We start from the raw sequence: 17,902 nt of genomic DNA on the forward strand, positions 1-17,902 counted from the left end.
CTGTCAACCATAGTTGACACTGCCGGTGCCGGCTTAGGCTTTCGCCGAGGGCGGAGTGCCTAGCGGCGCACCAGGGGCGACAGGCCGGCGGAGCGGCCCTCGGCATCGGGCAGGCCGCAGACCTCGAGCCAGTTGGCGAGCAGGCGGTGGCCGCCCTCCGTGAGCACCGACTCCGGGTGAAACTGCACCCCATGCAAGGGCAGGTCGCGGTGCTTGAGGCCCATGATGATGCCGTTGTCGGTGCGCGCGGTGACTTCGAGCTCCCGGGGGACCGTGTCCTCCTCAACCGCGAGCGAGTGATACCTCGTGGCAGTGAAGGGGGAGGGCAGGCCCACGAGCACCGACTGCCCGCCGTGGGAGACCTGCGACGTCTTGCCGTGCATGAGCTCGGGGGCGTGACTCACGACGCCGCCGTAGACCTCGGCGAGGGCCTGGTGGCCCAGGCAGATGCCGAGCATGGGCGTGCCGGTGCGCGCACAGTCACGGATCACGTCATTGGAGGCGCCGGCCTCCGCGGGGGTGCCGGGGCCGGGGGAGACCAGGACCCCGTCGTACTCCTCGAGAGGGCCGGCATCCGCGACGGCGTCGTTGCGCACCACCACGGTCTCGGCACCCATCTGACGCAGGTAGCCCACGATGGTGTAGACGAACGAGTCATAGTTGTCGATGACCAGAATGCGGGTCATGGTGCCTCCTCGATGGTGGGGTCCTGGATGGGGATCACTGTGGAGATCCACGGGAACACCCATTCGAACAGGACCATCACGACGGCCGCGATCACCACGATCAGCAGCAAGATCTTGAGTGCGGTGGGCCCGGGGATGCGGCTCCAGAGCCAGGTCGAGATCACTGGGGCACCTCCAGGAGCTCCGCGGGGACACCGTGGCCGGTGGGAGCCCAGTAGTCGAGTTCGCCGTAGACCACCCACCGCTCGGCAGCGGAGTACTCGGGATGGCACGTGGTCAGCGTGATGAACCGGCCGGTCTCGCCGGCGGCCGGATCGTTCGGGGTGGGGGCGATGACCTCGATCGCCGAGGGGTCCACGATCTCCCAGTCGGTCACGTGATACACGGCCCAGATGTCCTCCGTCTGGACCACCAGGTAGTCGCCCTGCTCAAGCTCGTCGACGCGATTGAACGGCTTTCCGTACGTCGTGCGGTGACCCGAGACGGCGAAGTTTCCGGTCTCACCCGGCAGTGCGGTGTCGGGGTAGTGGCCGATGCCGAGCGGGTCCAGCACGTCACGCCGCGTATCCCCCTCGGAGATGGGACGCACGTAGTCGTCTCCCCAGCGCGGCACCATCATGGTCGCGAAGGTCTCCGTGAATTCCGGATAGTCCATCGCCGGCGGGTCCTCGTCCGTGACCTTGAGGTCATCGGGGATGGTCTCGGTCGACGACGTGGCGACGTCACCCTCGACCACCTCGGGGTCGGCCCAGGCCAGCTCCTCGACGATCTCGCGCTGGGCGCGGTCACCCTGGACGTCGGTGTAGAAGAGCTCCCACACCACGTAGAGGCCGAGCAGCACGCCCGCCAGGATGAGAAGCTCACCGATGACGCCGAGGGCCGAGATGCCGGAGCGGGGCTTCGCGTGCGCGCGCGGGCGCTCGGCGTGTTCCGTCTCGGCAGGGGCGCTCATGGTGGCTCCAGCGTACGGGAACGGGCGCCATGCCTGAAGGCCCGCGTACGCGCGCGCGTGCCCTGGGTACGCTAGGGGCAGCACCGCTCGGCTGTGCCGGGCCCGAACGACAACGGAGAACAAGCGTGGCCGTCTCGAAGAAGCGCGACAAGAACGTTTATAAGGCCCCGAGGAACCTCGGCAAGGCCGAAACCGAGAACCCCAAGTGGCTCGTCCCCACCGCGGTGACGCTGCTCGTGTTCGGTCCCGCCTGGATCGTCGTGTACTACATCACGCGCGCCAACTACCCGCTCCCCATCGGCGACTGGAACCTCGTGGTGGGCTTCGCGTTCATGGCGGCGTCCATGGCGCTCTTCACTCGCTGGAAGTAGGAGTTACACCCGTGTAGTTCTCCCCAGTTGGGGACAACGGTGGGGATAACTACACGGGTGTTATTCACATATCCCCAGTGTTATCCCCAGTTTTCCCCCGTTCCTCTCCACTGCGATGAGAGTTATCCACAACGTTGTGGGGCGAATGTGACACATGTGACTGGTGTGACAACTTTGAAGGCCATCGCTGGGGATAACTTTGCGGCGCGGCTACTCCTCCCCAGGGTGTGAGGATCGCGCGACGCACCGTCTCAGCCTGTGGACAACCGTCCGGCGGGGCACCTGGACGGCCGCTACACCTGGCCTCACCGTGACAAAGTGACGGTCATCCACGCGACTCGCCGCCGCATCGGCCGTATCGCTCGGCATGTCGCCGGCGCCAACCGTCGCTTTGTCACGCGACCACGCTCGCCCGCACTGGCACTCCGGCGCCAGTGCCGGTCCCCGCGCCCGGGAAGCTGACCACCGAACCATCGGGCAGCACGCTTCAGAGCCGGATACGCCGCGGGACGCGTCGCGCGCCCCACGCGACCGGCACCGTGACAAAGTGACGGTCATCCACGCGACTCGCCGCCGCATCGGCCGGATCCCCGGCATGTCGCCGGCGCCAACCGTCGCTTTGAAGCGGACAGAGATGGGAAGGCGGCGCTACAACGTCCGATGCGGCACCGCGACGGGCATGGAGGCGCGCCTGCGAGCAACGCTCAGCGAGCGGAGCGGGCGGCGGCCTCGCGGCGGTCGACGCCGCGGAACATGACGAGCATGGTCGCCGCGCCCACCACGGCGCCGCCAAGGTGCCCCTGCCATGAGATACCCGGCAGAAGTCCAAGGAACGGTGCCCCAATAAAGATGACCGCGATCACGAGTACCTGGGTATACGGCAGTCGCAGGCGCTTCAAGACGATGCCGTAGGCGGCAATGAGACCAAAAATGGCGCCCGAGGCACCGATCGCTGCCGAGCCAAGAAGGACGACGGAGAGGGAACCGCCCAACAGGGAGAGCCCATACAACGTGAGGAATCGGTAGCGACCGAGCGCGGGCTCAAGGACGCTTCCAAGTTGGAACAGGGCGAGCATATTGAAGCCGATGTGCCAGATGCTGCCGTGTGCGAAGCCCGACAGAATCCAGTCGGACCAGTCGCTCTGAGGCCATATCGCCCAGGCGTTCTCCCAGGCAACTCGTGAGCCGTAGATCGACGGGCCGACGATATAGGCGATCACGTTCAGCCCAATGATCGCGTAGGTCGCGAGCGGCGGGCCGGCCGTCATCGTGAACCCCAGGCGCGACCTCACCGGTCGCGCCTTGGACTTTGCCTCGTTGAGGCAGTCGACGCAGAGAACCCCCACGGGCGCGGGGCGCTGACACTCGGGACAGGCCGGCCGCTCGCACCGCTGACACCTCACATAGGAGATGCGATCGGGGTGACGAGGGCAGGTCGGCGCACCGGCGCCCGCGGGGGTGGTCACTCAGTTACTCGGAGATGGTCACCGAGGTGATCATCACGTCCTCGAGAGGACGGTCGCGGCCGTCCGTCGCGGTGGTGGCGATCTTGTCGACAACGGCCTTCGACTCGTCGTCGGCGACCTCGCCGAAGATGGTGTGGCCCTGGTTCAGGTGCGGCGTGGCGCCCACCGTGATGAAGAACTGCGAGCCGTTGGTGCCGCCGGGCTGACCGGTGATGGGGTTGAGGCGCTTGCCAGCGTTCGCCATCGCGAGCAGGTAGGGGCGGTCGAACTGGTTGTTCGGGTGGATCTCGTCGTCGAAGGTGAAGCCGGGGCCGCCGGTGCCGGTGCCGAGGGGGCAGCCACCCTGGATCATGAAGCCGTTGATGACACGGTGGAAGACGATGCCGTTGTAGAACGGCTCGTTGCTCTTCTCGCCCGTGGTGGGGTTGGTCCACTCCTTCTCGCCGGTGGCGAGGCCCACGAAGTTCTTGACGGTCGCCGGGGCGTCGTTCGGCATCAGGTTGATGCGGATATCGCCGGCGCTGGTCTCGATGGTTGCGATCATGCGGAACATTCTTCCACGGCTCTCGCGTTGACACCCGGTAGATGCCAAGATGAGAGACCAGGAAACCCTGAGAACGTACGGAGGCAGACCAGTGGGACGCAAGAAGCACCAGGCCAAGGACGTCGACAAGTACCGGGCTCAGGCCGAGGAGGCCGCCGCCAAGGCGAAGGTCGCCGCCGACCAGGCCACCGCATCGGCCAAGGCTGCCGCTAAGCGTGCTCAGGAGTGGGCCGGTCCGCAGGTCGAGAAGGCCAAGAAGTGGGCGGGGCCCCAGGTCGACAAGGCCGTCGCATGGGGAGCTCCGCGCGCCGAGCACGTCTATCACGCGGGCGCCAAGAAGGCGTCGCCGTACGTGCGTCGCGCCGGAGGCAAGGCCTCCGAGTGGACCGACATTGCGCACGCCGCGATCGTAGGCGCGGCCATCCCCGCGGTGATCAGCGCGGTGGAGCAGGCCGCCATCGAGCCCAAGAAGAAGTCGGGCGGGGTCGGCAAGGTGCTGGTCGCGGGTGCCCTCGTGGCCGCCGGTACCGCCGCGCTCGTGGTCTGGGCGCGTCGCGACCCGGGCCGCGACGAGTGGGCCGGCGAGGACGACGAGTGGCAGTTCGACACGGACGGCGACCTCAAGCAGCAGCTTCGCGACAACGTCAACAAGGCCGTCGACCAGGTGACCGCCGCCGCCAAGAAGGGCGCCGATGCGGCCACCGCGGCTGGCAAGGACGCCTACGACAAGGCCGGGCCCACCATCGACAAGGTCAAGTCGCAGGCCGAGGGCACCATCGACAAGGTTGCCGGGCAGGCGCAGGACACCCTCGAGAAGGTGAAGTCCACCGCCACCACCGAGGCCGAGAAGGTCAAGAGCGGGGTGGAGGACGCGCGCAACCGCGCCACCCACGCTGCCGTGGACGCGATCGATGACGCCGAGGACGTCTGGGAGGACGAGGGTCTGACGGACGAGACCCCCACCACGGACGATACGAAGAAGAGCTAAGCCGCCGCGTGGCTCAGGGGGTCCGGCTTCGCGCCGGGCCCCCTTCTTCATGCCCCGACGCCGCGCCCGTCGCGTCCTCGTCCTGGGCCGTCGCCGCGCCGATGCGCCGCGAGCCGCTCCACGCGGCGATCACCACGCCGACGATGATGAGCACGTCACCCACCGAGAAGGTGTTGGAAAGCGGGAGGGGCTCGGGCCACGCGAACACGTCGCCGAGCCACGGCAGGACGGGGTCGCTCACGACGGCGGAGTTAGCGAAGTCCGCGCCGCGGTCAATGCCCGCCGCCTCCACCGCTGCCTCCCGGGCGGGCAGCACCCCGCCATTCAGCGCAATGGTCAGGCCGTTGGAGAACGCGCCGGCACCGACCACCAGCGCCCCCGCGACGTCGCGGTTCAGCCACAGGAAAGCGATCGCGGCGACGTAGGTGAGCACGTGGACCACCGGGGCGAGGTTCTCCAGCGCGTCGAACTCGATGATGACGATCTGTGCGGCCAGGGCGCCCCAGATCAGCAGCGGCCACCGCCAGCGACGCAGCAGCAGACCCGCTGGCCAACGGCCCGCGAACAGAGGCGAGGCCACGGCGAGCAGGCCGAGCGCAAGAATCAGCATGGGGTCATCCTCGCCTGTCGTCCGACTCCTGTGCGAGCCGCGCGTCGATCTGATCCGCGGGCACCGGGCGGCCCAGGTGGTGCCCCTGGCCGATGACGTCGCCGAACGTCATGAGTTCGCGCGCGGTCTCCTCATCTTCGATGCCCTCGGCGATCACGCGCAGGCCCAGCGCGAGCGCGAGCTCGATGGTGGAGCGAACGATGATGCGGTCGTGGTCCACCGACCTGATGTGCGTGACGAAAGACCGGTCGACCTTCAGCTCGTCGATCTCGAGGCGCCGTAGGTAGCCCAGCGAGGCGTTGCCCGTTCCATAGTCATCGATGGCGATCTCGACGCCCAGTGCACGCAGTCCGCGGATGACCACGTCTGCCCGCACGGCATCGGCCATGATGCCCGTTTCCGTGACCTCCAGCACCAGCGTATTCGCGGGAACCCGGTGGCGGCCGAGCGCATCGGCCACCTGAGCGGTCAGGGCGAGGTCGGACAGGTGGCGCGCCGAGAGGTTGACGGAGATGCGCAGGTCGTAGCCCGCGTCGCGCCAGCGAGCGAGGTCCCTCAGGGCCTGGTCAAGCACGAACGCCGTAATGGAAAACACCAGGCCGGAGTTCTCCGCGAGCGGAATGAAGTCGTCCGGCTGCACGACGCCACGCTCGGGGTGATGCCACCGCACCAGCGCCTCGACGGCGACGGTGCGCCGGTTCGCAAGCGTCACCTGTGGTTGGTACACGACGTGCAACTGCTTCTCGGAGATGGCGGCGCGAAGGTCGGCGAGGAGTTGAAGTCGCTCAAGCGTGTTGACGTCGAACTCCTGCGAGAACAGGGAGATGCGGTCGCGCTCAAGCTTGGCGTGATAGAGCGCGATGTCCGAGTGCTTCATGAGGGTCTCGGCGTCGGCGCCGTGCATGGGGGCCACGGCGACGCCGGCGCTCGCCCGTACCAGTAGCTCCAGCGCGTCGACCTGGATGGGCGCCTCGAGCGACGACAGGGCGTCGTAGGCGGCGTGACGCGCGGCAGCGAGCCCGCCGGGGACCACGATCGCGAACTCGTCGCCGCCCAGCCGATGCACGGACGCGCCGGGAGGCACCGCGCCCACCAGCCGGCCCGCCACCTGGCGCAGGATGGTGTCTCCCACGGGGTGCCCGAGAGTGTCGTTGAAGTCCTTGAAGTGGTCGAGGTCGATGAGGACCAGGCCGGGTCCGGAAGAACCCGATGCGCGCGAGCCGGCGAGCGCCTGCGCCAATTCGTGATCGGCCTGGCTGCGATTGCCCAGGCCGGTGAGGGAATCGTGCGTCGCATCAAAGGCGTGACGGGCAGCGGAGGCGGCGAACAGGTGGGCGGCCACCACGGGGCCGGCCAGGAGGATCAACACCCACGCTCCGTCGGCGGCGATGTAGGCGGCGATGCCGCCAACGCTCAGCAGCACGATGTGCGTCATGACGAGGTGCTGAGCATCGGAGCTGACGACCACGGAGAAGCGCTGGCCCACGGCGATGGCGACGACGCCCGCCACGAGCATCCAGTTGACCGCCACCATGGCGATGCCGGCAATGAGGAGTGCCGCCAGGTGCGTGTCGTTCGAGTACAGCGGCTCGGGGAAGCGCACCGCGCCGGCCAGCGAGGCGTAGACCATGCCGCCCACGAGGACGCTCACCGCGTACTGGGCTGTGTTGAACAGCGACTTGGTGGGGGCGCGACGCTGCAGAAGATCGTCGGTGAGGCTCGCAATCACCTGGACCACGACGGCGACGCCGATGCCGGCGACGGCGATGAGTGCGAGGATAAACGGCGCCGAGGTGGAGACGGTCCGCGGTTCCGCATTGCCGAGCACCAGCCGGATCGGCTTCACCTCACCCGCGATGGCGGCCACGGCGAGGAACACGGTGGGCCACAGCAGCCCCGTGTCTCCCACGTGGGACCACGGCGTGAGGACAAGCGTGGCAAGGACGCCCAGCACGCCGACCGTGCTGACGGCGCCGACATAGACAGCAAGACGCGAGGGCGATGGGCGCCTCAGGGGCCGCCCATCGCCCTCGCGAGTGGTGGTGCTTAGTTCCACTTGAAGCCGGCGCCCGCAATGACGGCGACGGCAACGAGGGTGCTCGCGGAGGCCGTCGCGCGGACGACCTTGCTGTTGTTGAGAAGGTTCCACTTCTTCATCGGTGACTCCCGTCCGCTCGGGACGACGTGCGCGGCTATGAGCCACCCGTGACGATCCGCCTGCCTCGGCGTAGGCCGGGTTGCGGTCGTGCCATCGTCCACGAAGGTGACGACCGCCGGTCGACGGCCGCAGTCCCCATCATCCCCGATGCAACGGCCGTTGGGAAGACACGATTTGGCAACCGCGGGGCCGGAACCAGGGATTTCGCGCGAGGGCCCGCCCACCGGCGGTGGACGGGCCCTGGCGCTCGTGGGCTACAGCGCGCGCCGGCGCGACCTCCACCCCAGCCCCGCGCCGAGCGCGACCAGGAGCGCGGCCGCGACGGCCGCCGTGATCCAGGCATCGGAGGGGCCCGTCGTCGGCAACGAACCGTCCGCGGCCGTGACGACGAGCGTCGCGGATCCCGAGATCCCCGAGGTGGCGCCTTCCGCGACGAGCGTGTGCTCGCCCAGGGGGGCATCCGTCGGGATGGCCAGGGTGACCGCCACCGCACCGTCGGCATCGGCCGTCACCGCGCCGAGCACGATCGGGTCCGAGTGAAGCGTGAACACGACGCGCTCACCGGGGGCAAAGCCCCCGCCTTCCACGCGCAGGGTGCCACCGACCCCGACCCGGTCGACGTCGAGGCTGAGCGTCGCGGAATCCGCCGGCTCGTCGTCGCCGGACGAGTCTGCACCCGAGGAACCATCGCCGGTTCCACCCCCGGACGCGTTGCCGGAGCCGCCGCTGCCGCCGGTCCCGCTGCCGTCACTGGAACCAGAACCGGAACCATTGCCGGAGCCATCACCCGAGCCATCGCCGTCATCGGCCGTGACCGTGACCTCGCGGACCTCGGACACCGTCGAGCCGCCGTGCTCATCGGAGGCCACCATAAACCACGAGTGGGTCCCCTCACCGGGCTCCCAACCCGTCGACACGGTGGCGCCGCTCGCGACGCCCTCAAAGCTCGCGATGGACTCATCGCTCAGCGCGTCCGCGCGGAAGGAGTCCGTGGCGAGGACCTTGGTGCGCACGTCGATCCCGAGGGTGTCGTAGCTCACCGTGAAGTCCTGGTGCTCGTCCTCCAGCGTGGAGTCCTCCGCGTTGTAGTCCTCGAGGTAGTCCGAGTAGGTACGGACGTGCAGCGTCTCGGACTCGTTGTCGAAGTGCAGCAGGCGCATGTAGCCCTCGCCGCCGTTGGGCAGGCCCTGGTAGTCGAACAGCATCGACGTCACCGTGCGGTCGTCCACACCGTCGCCATCGTCGTCAAACGAGTCATAGCGCGTGTAGGCGTCGTGATAGTGGCCGCTGGTCACCGCGCGCACGTTGGCGTTGGTGGCGACTACCTCGTCCATGATGCGCTGGGGCACCGGGCCCAGGCCACCCGTCGTGAGCATGAACTCGTGGAGCTGTACGAAGGCGACACGCTCGGGGTACTGGGCCAACACCTCGTTCATCCAGTCGATCTGCTCGTCTTCGGGTCCCCATCCCATGTAGAGGAACAGGAAGTCGATGCCTCCGGCGGTGATGAGGTCGTAGTGCCCGCGGTTGTCGAGGTGGTCTCCTCCCCACCACGGGTTGTCCTCGTAGCGCGACGCGCCAAACCACGTGCTGTAGTCGGTGTAGTCGTTGGTGGCCTGGTAGACGTCATGGTTTCCCGCGAGGACGCCGTATGGAAGCCCGGCGTCATCCAGCATCGCGTACGCCTCATCGGCACGCTCCCACTGGTCCTGCGCCGACGAGACGTTGACGATGTCGCCGTTGTGCGCCAGGTACTGCAGGTTGATGTCCTCGCGCACCTCGAGGAGGTACTCGTGGATCGACAGCTGGCGGTCGTAGATGTTCTCGTATCCGCTCACGTTGTCCTGGTTGTAATACTGCGTGTCCGACTCCCACGCCAGGGTGAAGTCGTACTCGTCACGGGGGGTGTCCTCCGGGTGGTTCGGCTCAATGATCGACTCGCGCGTCGACTGGTCGTCGCCCGCGTAGCCCTCCGAGTGCTGAACCAGGGCGGTCACGATGCCGTCCTGCGAGTAGTCGGAGGTCGCGACGACACCCTCCAGGACCACGTCGGCGAGTTCACCCTCGTCCGGATCGGTCACCACGCGGTCGATCTCCACCCACTCCTGCAGGGCAGGGTCGAGGACATACAGCAGGACCTTGGCGTCGGCGTTGGCCTGCCCGTCCCAGCGCAGCCGCACGTCGCCGTCCTGGTCGCCCACCTCGGCCTCGAGCAGGACGTAGGGGAGCTTCGCGTCAGAAGCGGTGGTCATCGCGTCGCCGTCGAGCGTCGCGATGGCCTCGGCGTCCGCGGCGCTGATCTCCGTGGCCTCGGTGCGCGCTACATCAAGCGCGACCGTGGCCTCGCCGGTCGACACGGTGGACTCATCCCCCACCTCGAGCTCGTTGCCCTGGAAGAACTCCACGGCGAGGCTGTCGTCCGTGGGGTCGGTCACCGTCGCCGTCAGCGGCACGCTTCCCGTCGCGGTCTCGCCATCACCGGGCGCCAGCGCAGTGATCTCGGGGTTCTCCACCGGAATGGTGAAGGGCAACGTGACCTCGGTGGTGTTTCCCACCTCATCGGTCGCGGTGATAGCCAGCGTGTGGTCACCCGCCTGGTCCTCGTCGAGCGACGAGACCGTCTCGGGGAAGTAGATCCGACGCCCATCCAGGCGCGCCTCCGTCGAGGCGAGACCAGAGCCCGCGTCAACGATGTCCGCGTCGAGCTCGCGCTCGCCGTGCACCACCTCGCCTGACGTCACGGTCGACGTCACCGTCGGGGCGGTGTTGTCGACGGTGACCGTGGCCTCGGCGCTGTCGTCGCCATCGACCGCGGCAACGGTGTGGTCGCCGTCGTCGACGGTCGTGGTGTCCCACGCGTACGCGTGGCCCGTGAAGGCGTCATCCGGCGCCACGAAGGTGGCCTCGAGGTAGTCGACGGCCGTACCGGAATCACCGAGGTAGATCCAGGCGTCGGGGTCATAAGCCTCCTGCGGACGTAGCGTGCGCCCGTCGGGCAGGATGAGGCGCAGGTTGGAGACGTTGAAGTTGTCGTTGTTCTCGTTGAGGTCGATCTCGGGCGCGGCCTTCGTGCCGGCATAGATGCGCACCGAGAACGATTCGCCGGGGTTGACCTTGTCGAGCGGAAGCTCCGTCGCGACGGTCACCTCGCGTGCGTAGTAGCCCTCCGAGAAGATCAGCAACTCTTCGCCGTCCATGACGACGCCGTTGCGGAAGAACGCATCGGTGGCGGTCGCCTCGAAAGCGAACACCGGGGCATCCTCGAGTTCCGCGAAGGTCTCGACCTCGGCACCGTCCACGCTCAGGGCGAGCGTGTCCGAGACGTCATCCCCCGATGCGGAGACGACGGTGGTGCCGCTCACGTAGTCACCATCCGCGACGTTCAGGCGCAGGGGGTTCACCTCGGTGTTCGTGTCGATGGTCGCCTCGGCGGTGGTGACGGCATGGAAGCCGTCCGACGCCGTGAAGCGGTAGGTGAACTCCCTTTTGCCGATCGTGTCAGCGGCGGGGATCTCCACGGAGTAGGTGCCGTCCTCGCCCGGGGTGAGGTTGTACTCGACGTCGACGCCGTCGGCGGCCGAGCGGAGCGTCAGGGTCGCAGTGCGCACCGAGACGTCGTCCGTGATGGCGGCCTGCACGGTCAGAGCCTCGCCGGGGGTGAAGGTGGGACCCGTGAGGTCGGCGATGACGGGCGCGTTGCCCGCGGCCGGGGCGGCCGCGAGGCCGTCGTGAACCTGATCGGAGGTCACCACGCCGGGTGAGGCGGCAGCGGTGCCGAGCTTCACCTGGAGCGCGTCCACTCCATCGGCGGCCACGCCGTACTGGATGCCCTGGTCGGGCAGCGTGTCGTCGCCGCTGTCGTTGTACTCGGCGGCGTTGATCGACACGCCCGTGTTGGTGAGGAGCTCGATCGAGCGGCGTCCGCCGTTTGCCATTCCGCCGACCGTGATCTCGAACAGGCTCTCGTTCTCGATGAGCTCGGTCCCAAAGTAGGCGTTGAAGTCGGCGGCGGTCAGCGCGGTATTGCCACCGTTCTTAATCCACAGGACCACGGTGCCTCCGGCGGGCACCGAGCCCGCACGCACGTCGGTGGGCCACAGGGTCGAGCTCGTGATGGCGCCATTCACGTCCAGGTAGTTGTAGCGCGCGGAGATGTCCTCCCACGCCACGGGCGCGTCGGTCGGGTTGTAGACCTCGATGAACTCGTAGCCGTCCGCACTGTTCACGTTGCCGCTGTCGGGCAGCAGTTCAGTCACCTGGAGCAGCGACGTCGTGAGGTCGGGGTCAGTGGCTCGGCTGAGCGTCACGTCATACGCCGATGCGTCGAGGACTCCCGGGGTCGGCGCGCCCGCGGAGGTGGTGACGGGCTGCGCGGTCTCGCCGATGATGCTGGGGACCCCGAAGTGGGCCGACAGGTCGTTGCCGACGTCCGCGGCGCCGTAGTAGGCGTCCGCCACCACCGTGCCGGCCGCGTCGAGGAGACGGATCCCGCGCTCGCCACCGTTGGCGAAGGCCCCCTGGCCGTACACCTGGGCGACGAGCACCTCGTCGGACAGGCCGTAGTAGCTGCGGAACTGCTCCTCCGTCAGGTCGGTCGCGGCATCGTCGCCGATGTTCCACAGCACCACCGCGCGGCCTGCGGGGACGATGGTGTCTCCCACCATGGTGAGCCCGACCGCGCTTCCGGCCCCGTAGTACTCGAGCGAGTACCCGGCGTCCGCAAGGTCGATGTCCTCATCGGTGAGGTTCGCGACCTCCACGTATTCGTACGTGTCCGCGCCGGAGTGGTTCGCCATGATCTCGGACACGACCACGGGCCACTCCGCGGCGACATCGTCGGCCACCGTGATCGCGGGGATGGAGGGTGCAGGGACCGGCTCCAGGAGGGAGGCATCGGCCACACCCGGCGACGGCACGGCGCGAGACTGACGGATCTCCAGGGTCGGAGAGGCGACGTCGTCCGCCACACCGAAGACTGCCGAGGTATCGGTGGAGACGTCGTCGGCCGAGTAAGTGGCCTCGGAAATCGTGGCGCCGGTGCCGTCGAGGACGCGGATGCCGCGGCCGCCGCCATTGGCCATGCCCGCCTGTCCGGTGGCGCGAATAACCTGGTAGTCGCCCGTACTCGCACCGAGTGCCGCAAAGGTCGCACGGAAGTCGGCCTCGTCGTAGGCGAAGCTGTCAAGCGTGCCGTCGGCGGTCGTGTAACTCACCCAGAACGCCACCGACTCACCCGCGGCGAGCGAGATCCCCTCGGGAATGTCGAGGTCGACGGGGCTGGAGGCTCCGAAGTACTGCAGTGATACTCCGGCCGCATCGAGGTCGATCGGGACATCGGCGGTGTTCGTCACCTCGAAGAACTCGAACTCGTCCGCGCCGGCCGTGTTGGGGACGATCTCGGTCACCATGAGGCTTGGCGGCACTGCGTCGTCGGCGGCGGCGGCGGGGACCACGGCGAGCGAGGTCACGGCGACCAAGGCCGTCGCGGCCGCGGTCATCCGGGGCGCTTTTCTGGGAGGGGTCACGTGAGGCTCCAGGTCGGGTGACGCAGGTGGGCGCCACTGGCTGCGGGGGCGTCGGCACCGGCAAAAACCCACCGGGTAGGGCGGTGCCGTCACGAGTCAAGCGCAGCCCCGGCGCGGTCTAGACCAGATATGAGAACGTTCAGCGCCCAGCAAGCGAGACGTCACCCAACGTTCACCCCGTCGGGCGAAGTGCCGGTTCGCCGAGCGCGGCGCTAGGGTCGAGGCCGAAGGAAGGATCCCTCCCATGCGCCTCACATTCGCCGCCGCCTCGCTCGGCTGTGCCCTCGTCGCCCTCACCGGCTGTGGCTCTCTACAGGACGAAACGGCGCCCACCCCGGCGATCACGGTGACGCACACCGCGACGCCGTCGCCTTCGACCACCACCGAGGCCGTGGCGAAGGCGTTCACGGAGCCCGGCGCGAGCGTCGCCGCGGATGGCACGCTCGTGCTTCCCGCCCTCGCGGCATCGGCCGATGGCACGCAGACCGAGGTCGCGATCGAGTACTCCCTGGGGGACGTGGTCGAGGCGGAGCTCGAGGACCTCGCGGGGGTGCTGAGCGACGACGCGATCGCGACCATCCGCTTCCAATACCCCGTGTTCGTCCACTACACCGCCACCGTGAGCGGCCCCGCCGTGCCGTCGGGTTACACCGTCACGGAGCCGGCCGCGATGACGGGGATCACGACCACGGGCGACGAGGCCTCGGCACCGGTCGGGGACGGCAGCCCTGCGCTGTGCGAGCCGCTCGACGTAGAGGAGCTGACCGCGCAGTCGACCGCGGAGGGATGTTGGCCGCTGCTGGTCTCGACGGACGGGGACCTGGCGGCCCTGCAGTATGCGGGAACCTTCAAGGGGAGCGCTGCCGACTACATGACGGCGCCGGTGACCTGGAAGGTGGGCTGAGCATCGGCCAGCCTGGTGGTGGAGCCTAGGGGACTCGAACCCCTAACCCCCTGCTTGCAAAGCAGGTGCGCTACCAATTGCGCCAAGGCCCCTGGGGGATTTCCGGGGAAATCCCGAGGGTGTTCGTTGCGGTGTGTCCACCTCGGTGGGCCCAGGAGGACTTGAACCTCCGACCTCTTCGTTATCAGCGAAGCGCTCTAACCGCCTGAGCTATGGGCCCTTTCGCGGCGACTGCCGCGGCGACCAACCATACCCCACGCCCGCCCGCTTCTCCAAAACGGGGTGCCGGGGACGGCCGATGCGCGCGTTTAGTCGTCCGTCAGGGTGACGTAGACGCCGCCCACGACAGACGACACCGCGTTGTACAGGAACGCCCCAATCGCCGTCAGCGCGGTCAGCAGCACCACGTTCACGACCGAGACCAGCACCGCGGCGCTCATCCACTTGTCGAGCTGGAAGAACTGCATGAGGTTCAGGTCCTGCGGCTCCGTGAACAGCTGGCCGATCCAGTCGTTGGCGAGGATGAACAGCCCCTGGCCGTTCAGGACGTGCCACACCACGTAGGTCGCGACCACGGTCATGATGCCGATCGCCACGGACAGGAGGAAGCCGATCTTCAGCACGGACCACGGGTCGACGCGCGACACGAGCACGCGCGCGCGCCGCGGCGCACCCTTGCCTGCCACGGCCGCCATGTCGTCGCCCTCGGTGAGCGAGCGCTTGGCGCGGTCGCCGTACTGCTTGAGGCGCTCGACGCCGCCGCCGAGCACCGCCGTGAATCCGCCCTCGGTGGGGGCGGACGGCTGCTCGCCGGTGGGCGTCTCGTCCGCGGACGTGCGCGGGCGGGTCGTGGGCACGGGCTGCGTGGCAGTGCTCGCGGCCGATGCCGGGACGGCCTCCGTCGGCGCGGTGGCCTGAGTGGTGCTCACCGGCGCGAAGGCGCGAGTGGAAGCCTGAGGCTGCTGCCCGGTGGTCGGCTGCTGGCCCGTGGTGGGGCGCAGAGAGGACCGGGTGGGGGTCTGGCCCGTGGTCGGGGCTCCACCGGTGGCGGGCACGTCACCGGTCGTGGGCTCGTAGGCCCGCGGGGTGAAGGTCTGTCCGGATCGGGTGGCGCGGTCGTCCGCGGTCATGAAAACTCCTCGTCGAGCCACGCCAGGCGCGCGGCATCAAGGCTCCAGGGTACTTCAGGCCGCTCTCAGGCTGAAGTGGCGCTCCGCGCGCGCCATCGCGCGTCCGTCACTAGCCTGAAGACGCATGAGCTTCGATGCGCCACCAGACCGCGCGACGACGCTGGTGCGTCGGACCACTCGCTTGATGCGTGAGGCCCCGATCACCCTCCTCATCGCGGCCATGGTGCTCATCGCGGGGATCGCCACTGGCGCGCTCTGGACCCCGGCGGAGGACGCGGGACTCGTGGAGCAGTGGGGATGGGGTCTGACGGCCTTCGAGGAAGGCCACTGGTGGACCCTCATCACCGGAACCCTCATCGCGCCCACACCGTGGATGTATGTGCTCATCCTCGCGCTCTTCGTCGCCGGCGCCGGATACCTTGAACACCGCTTCGGGTGGGCGCGAATGCTGATCGTCACGTTCGGCACGCACGTCGCGTCCGTCCTCATCGTCGCGGCAATGTTCTGGGTTCTCGGTGACGCCGGCCTGCCCTGGGTCGATGCGCTCTCCGGGGTGCCCGACGTCGGTCTTTCCAACGCCGCCTTCGGCGCGGTGGGAGCCGTTTCGGCAGCGCTCCCGCTCCTGTGGAGGCGGAGAATCCGGCTCATCGGTGTGGCGTACACCCTCGCCCTCGTCTTATGGTCCGCGGAGATCTGGGATTTCACGCACTGCGCTGCCTTCCTCGCAGGGCTCGCCGTCGGACCCTGGGTCGTCGGCAGGAGATTCGAACGCCCCACTCTGGTGTGGGGCGCCCAAGAGGTCCGCGACGCCGCCGCCGTCATCCTCACCGTCTCGGCATTACAAACGATTCTGGTCCACGTGTGGCCGGGGGAGGGCGGCATCCTCGCCTTCGGTCACCCCGAGGTGCCGACCACCACCATGGTGGGCGACCTCGGGATCGCGGTCATCAACCTCACCTTCGCGTACGCCATCCACCTCGGGTCGCGCCTGGCGTGGCGCTGGATCACCACCGTCAGCATCATCACCGCCGTCGGCGGTGTCGTCGTGGTGTTCATTGACCCCACCCCCACACTGATCCTGTCGGTGGCGCTGGACCTCATCCTGGTCGCGCTCCTGGTGGGCGGACGCCGCTTCTTCACGGTGCGGAGGGCCGAGCGGACCATGGCACGGGCATGGCGCCGGGTGGCGGTCGCGGGCGTCGCGACGCTGGTGTTTACCACGAGCGCGATCCTCGCCATGTCGGGATCGTTCTCCCACGAGCCCACGGTCGCCGAGGCCATCGGCACCTCCGTGGTCCGTCTCTTCGGTGGCACTGTGCAGGACTTGGAGCCGACCACGACCGGCGCACGCGTCCTCCTCTCGGCCATCGGCATGCTGTGGTGGGCAGTGATCGCCGTCTCGATCATCTCCGTGCTGGTGACGACCCGCAGGTTCACGACCCACCCCGAGGCGCGCTCAGCATTCGAGGCGTTGCAGAGCGACGGCACCGGGATGACCTCCATCGGATACATGGCGCGATGGGCTGGCATCGACCAATGGATCAGCTCCGACGGTGGTGCGGGTTGGGCTTTTCGCCTCGTGGGCAATACCGTCATCGTTCTCTCGGACCCGGTCGGCGCAGACAGCGCCGTCAAAGCGAGCATCCGAGAGTTCGAGGACTACTGCCGGGCGCGTGGGTGGCGAGTCGCGTGCTTCGCCATCACTCCCCGCATGCGTGACCTGCTCGAGGGCGCGGGCTGGCGCAGCATCCAGGTCGCGGAAGACACGGTCATCGACCTCCCGGAACTGGAGTTCAAGGGGAAGGCGTGGCAGGACGTGCGCTCGGCGCTCAACCGTGCCAAGCGCGACGGCATCTCGATGCGCAGCATCCATCTACACGAGGCCCCGCGCGGCCTGCGCGATCAGCTCGAGCACATCGAGGCTCAGTGGGCGGGAGACAAGTCACTGCCCGAGATGGGATTCACCCTCGGCACCCTTCGCGAGGCCGACGACCCCCATGTGCGCATGCACGTCGCCGTCGACGAAGACGGCACCGTGCATGGCATGACCAGTTGGCTTCCCGTGTACCGCGAGGGCGACGTGGTGGGCTGGACCATCGACATCATGAAGCGCCGGCTCGATGACGGCGTCATGAGCGGCGTGATGGAGTTCCTCATCGCGCAGACTGCCCTCGAGTTCAAGGAGGCCGGCTACGCGTTCATTTCTCTGTCGTGCGCGCCGCTCGCCAACTCAGGAGAGCCTGAGGGTCCGCTCGAGGTCCTTCTGGACCGGCTCGCCCAGGCGGCCGAGCCGTTCTATGGATTCAGCAGCCTGGAGCGGTTCAAGGCGAAGTTCAAGCCGCGCCACGTACCGATGCATCTGGCGTATCGCGACGAAGGACAGCTTCCCACCATCGCCCTTGCTCTCGGCCGCGCATACCTTCCCGATGCCACCACGACCGACCTCATCAAGGCCGCCGTCGCCCGGGAGTAGCCCAGGCAGCGTCGCCACTCACGACAATGGCCGGGCCCCGCGAGGGACCCGGCCATCGGGGATGCGACGCGCGCATCGGAGCCGATGAGCGGGAG

General features: G+C 68.2%; 13 protein-coding genes and 2 tRNA genes. 4 read left to right on the forward strand and 11 right to left on the reverse strand.

Features of this window, described 5'->3' with window-relative positions:
* Window positions 1-59: 59 nt before the first annotated feature.
* From B7K26_RS12220 to B7K26_RS12225, 3 genes are read right to left on the reverse strand one after another with little or no spacing between them, the layout of a single operon-like run.
* A complete protein-coding gene (locus tag B7K26_RS12220; RefSeq protein ID WP_084079479.1) occupies window positions 60-686 on the reverse strand; it encodes an aminodeoxychorismate/anthranilate synthase component II in 627 nt (208 codons plus the stop codon).
* Entirely contained in the window at window positions 683-850 is a 168-nt protein-coding gene (locus B7K26_RS12985; RefSeq protein ID WP_159449692.1) for a hypothetical protein, read from the reverse strand. The genes B7K26_RS12220 and B7K26_RS12985 overlap by 4 nt, the downstream gene beginning before the upstream one ends.
* Window positions 847-1,638, reverse strand: a complete 792-nt coding sequence (locus B7K26_RS12225) for a class E sortase (protein ID WP_084079480.1) — start codon at window positions 1,636-1,638, stop codon at window positions 847-849. The genes B7K26_RS12985 and B7K26_RS12225 overlap by 4 nt, the downstream gene beginning before the upstream one ends.
* 125 nt (window positions 1,639-1,763) lie before the next feature.
* Here B7K26_RS12225 and B7K26_RS12230 point away from each other — a divergent pair, with 125 nt between their 5' ends.
* Window positions 1,764-2,009, forward strand: coding sequence for a cell division protein CrgA (locus B7K26_RS12230; RefSeq protein WP_234998809.1), 246 nt, complete (start codon window positions 1,764-1,766; stop codon window positions 2,007-2,009).
* Window positions 2,010-2,713: 704 nt separating this feature from the next.
* On the opposite strand, the gene B7K26_RS12235 is transcribed toward B7K26_RS12230, so the two are convergent.
* Together B7K26_RS12235 and B7K26_RS12240 are read right to left on the reverse strand one after the other, a co-directional pair.
* Window positions 2,714-3,301 (reverse strand): rhomboid family intramembrane serine protease, encoded by a 588-nt coding sequence (locus tag B7K26_RS12235; RefSeq protein WP_084079482.1) that lies wholly within the window; start codon window positions 3,299-3,301, stop codon window positions 2,714-2,716.
* 178 nt (window positions 3,302-3,479) lie between these two features.
* Entirely contained in the window at window positions 3,480-4,019 is a 540-nt protein-coding gene (locus B7K26_RS12240; protein WP_084079588.1) for a peptidylprolyl isomerase, read from the reverse strand.
* A gap of 91 nt (window positions 4,020-4,110) precedes the next feature.
* On the opposite strand from B7K26_RS12240, the gene B7K26_RS12245 reads away from it, so the two are divergent.
* A complete protein-coding gene (locus B7K26_RS12245) occupies window positions 4,111-5,007 on the forward strand; it encodes a hypothetical protein (RefSeq protein WP_084079483.1) in 897 nt (298 codons plus the stop codon).
* Window positions 5,008-5,020: 13 nt separating this feature from the next.
* Here B7K26_RS12245 and B7K26_RS12250 read toward each other — a convergent pair whose 3' ends face one another.
* From B7K26_RS12250 to B7K26_RS12260, 3 genes are all read right to left on the reverse strand, one after another.
* A complete protein-coding gene (locus tag B7K26_RS12250; RefSeq protein ID WP_084079484.1) occupies window positions 5,021-5,617 on the reverse strand; it encodes a DUF5317 domain-containing protein in 597 nt (198 codons plus the stop codon).
* 4 nt (window positions 5,618-5,621) lie between these two features.
* Entirely contained in the window at window positions 5,622-7,571 is a 1,950-nt protein-coding gene (locus B7K26_RS12255; RefSeq protein WP_084079485.1) for a bifunctional diguanylate cyclase/phosphodiesterase, read from the reverse strand.
* 458 nt (window positions 7,572-8,029) lie between these two features.
* A complete protein-coding gene (locus B7K26_RS12260; protein ID WP_084079486.1) occupies window positions 8,030-13,273 on the reverse strand; it encodes a lamin tail domain-containing protein in 5,244 nt (1,747 codons plus the stop codon).
* A gap of 271 nt (window positions 13,274-13,544) precedes the next feature.
* Between B7K26_RS12260 and B7K26_RS12265 the strand changes: the two genes are divergently transcribed.
* A complete protein-coding gene (locus B7K26_RS12265; RefSeq protein WP_084079487.1) occupies window positions 13,545-14,204 on the forward strand; it encodes a hypothetical protein in 660 nt (219 codons plus the stop codon).
* Between the two features lie 16 nt (window positions 14,205-14,220).
* On the opposite strand, the gene B7K26_RS12270 is transcribed toward B7K26_RS12265, so the two are convergent.
* From B7K26_RS12270 to B7K26_RS12280, 3 genes are all read right to left on the reverse strand, one after another.
* Window positions 14,221-14,296: transfer RNA gene (locus tag B7K26_RS12270), tRNA-Ala, on the reverse strand.
* A 54-nt stretch (window positions 14,297-14,350) separates the two neighbouring features.
* Window positions 14,351-14,424 (reverse strand) — tRNA-Ile (locus tag B7K26_RS12275).
* Window positions 14,425-14,512: 88 nt separating this feature from the next.
* Window positions 14,513-15,334: a DUF3566 domain-containing protein gene (locus B7K26_RS12280; RefSeq protein WP_084079488.1), complete on the reverse strand. Its 822-nt coding sequence runs from the start codon at window positions 15,332-15,334 to the stop codon at window positions 14,513-14,515.
* A gap of 184 nt (window positions 15,335-15,518) precedes the next feature.
* Between B7K26_RS12280 and B7K26_RS12285 the strand changes: the two genes are divergently transcribed.
* The gene (locus B7K26_RS12285) at window positions 15,519-17,807 is read left to right on the forward strand and encodes a phosphatidylglycerol lysyltransferase domain-containing protein (protein WP_200811108.1); all 2,289 of its coding nucleotides are present in this window, start codon (window positions 15,519-15,521) and stop codon (window positions 17,805-17,807) included.
* Window positions 17,808-17,902: the final 95 nt, after the last annotated feature.

It is taken from the genome of Demequina sp. NBRC 110057 (assembly GCF_002090175.1).
Taxonomy (GTDB): Bacteria; Actinomycetota; Actinomycetes; order Actinomycetales; family Demequinaceae; genus Demequina.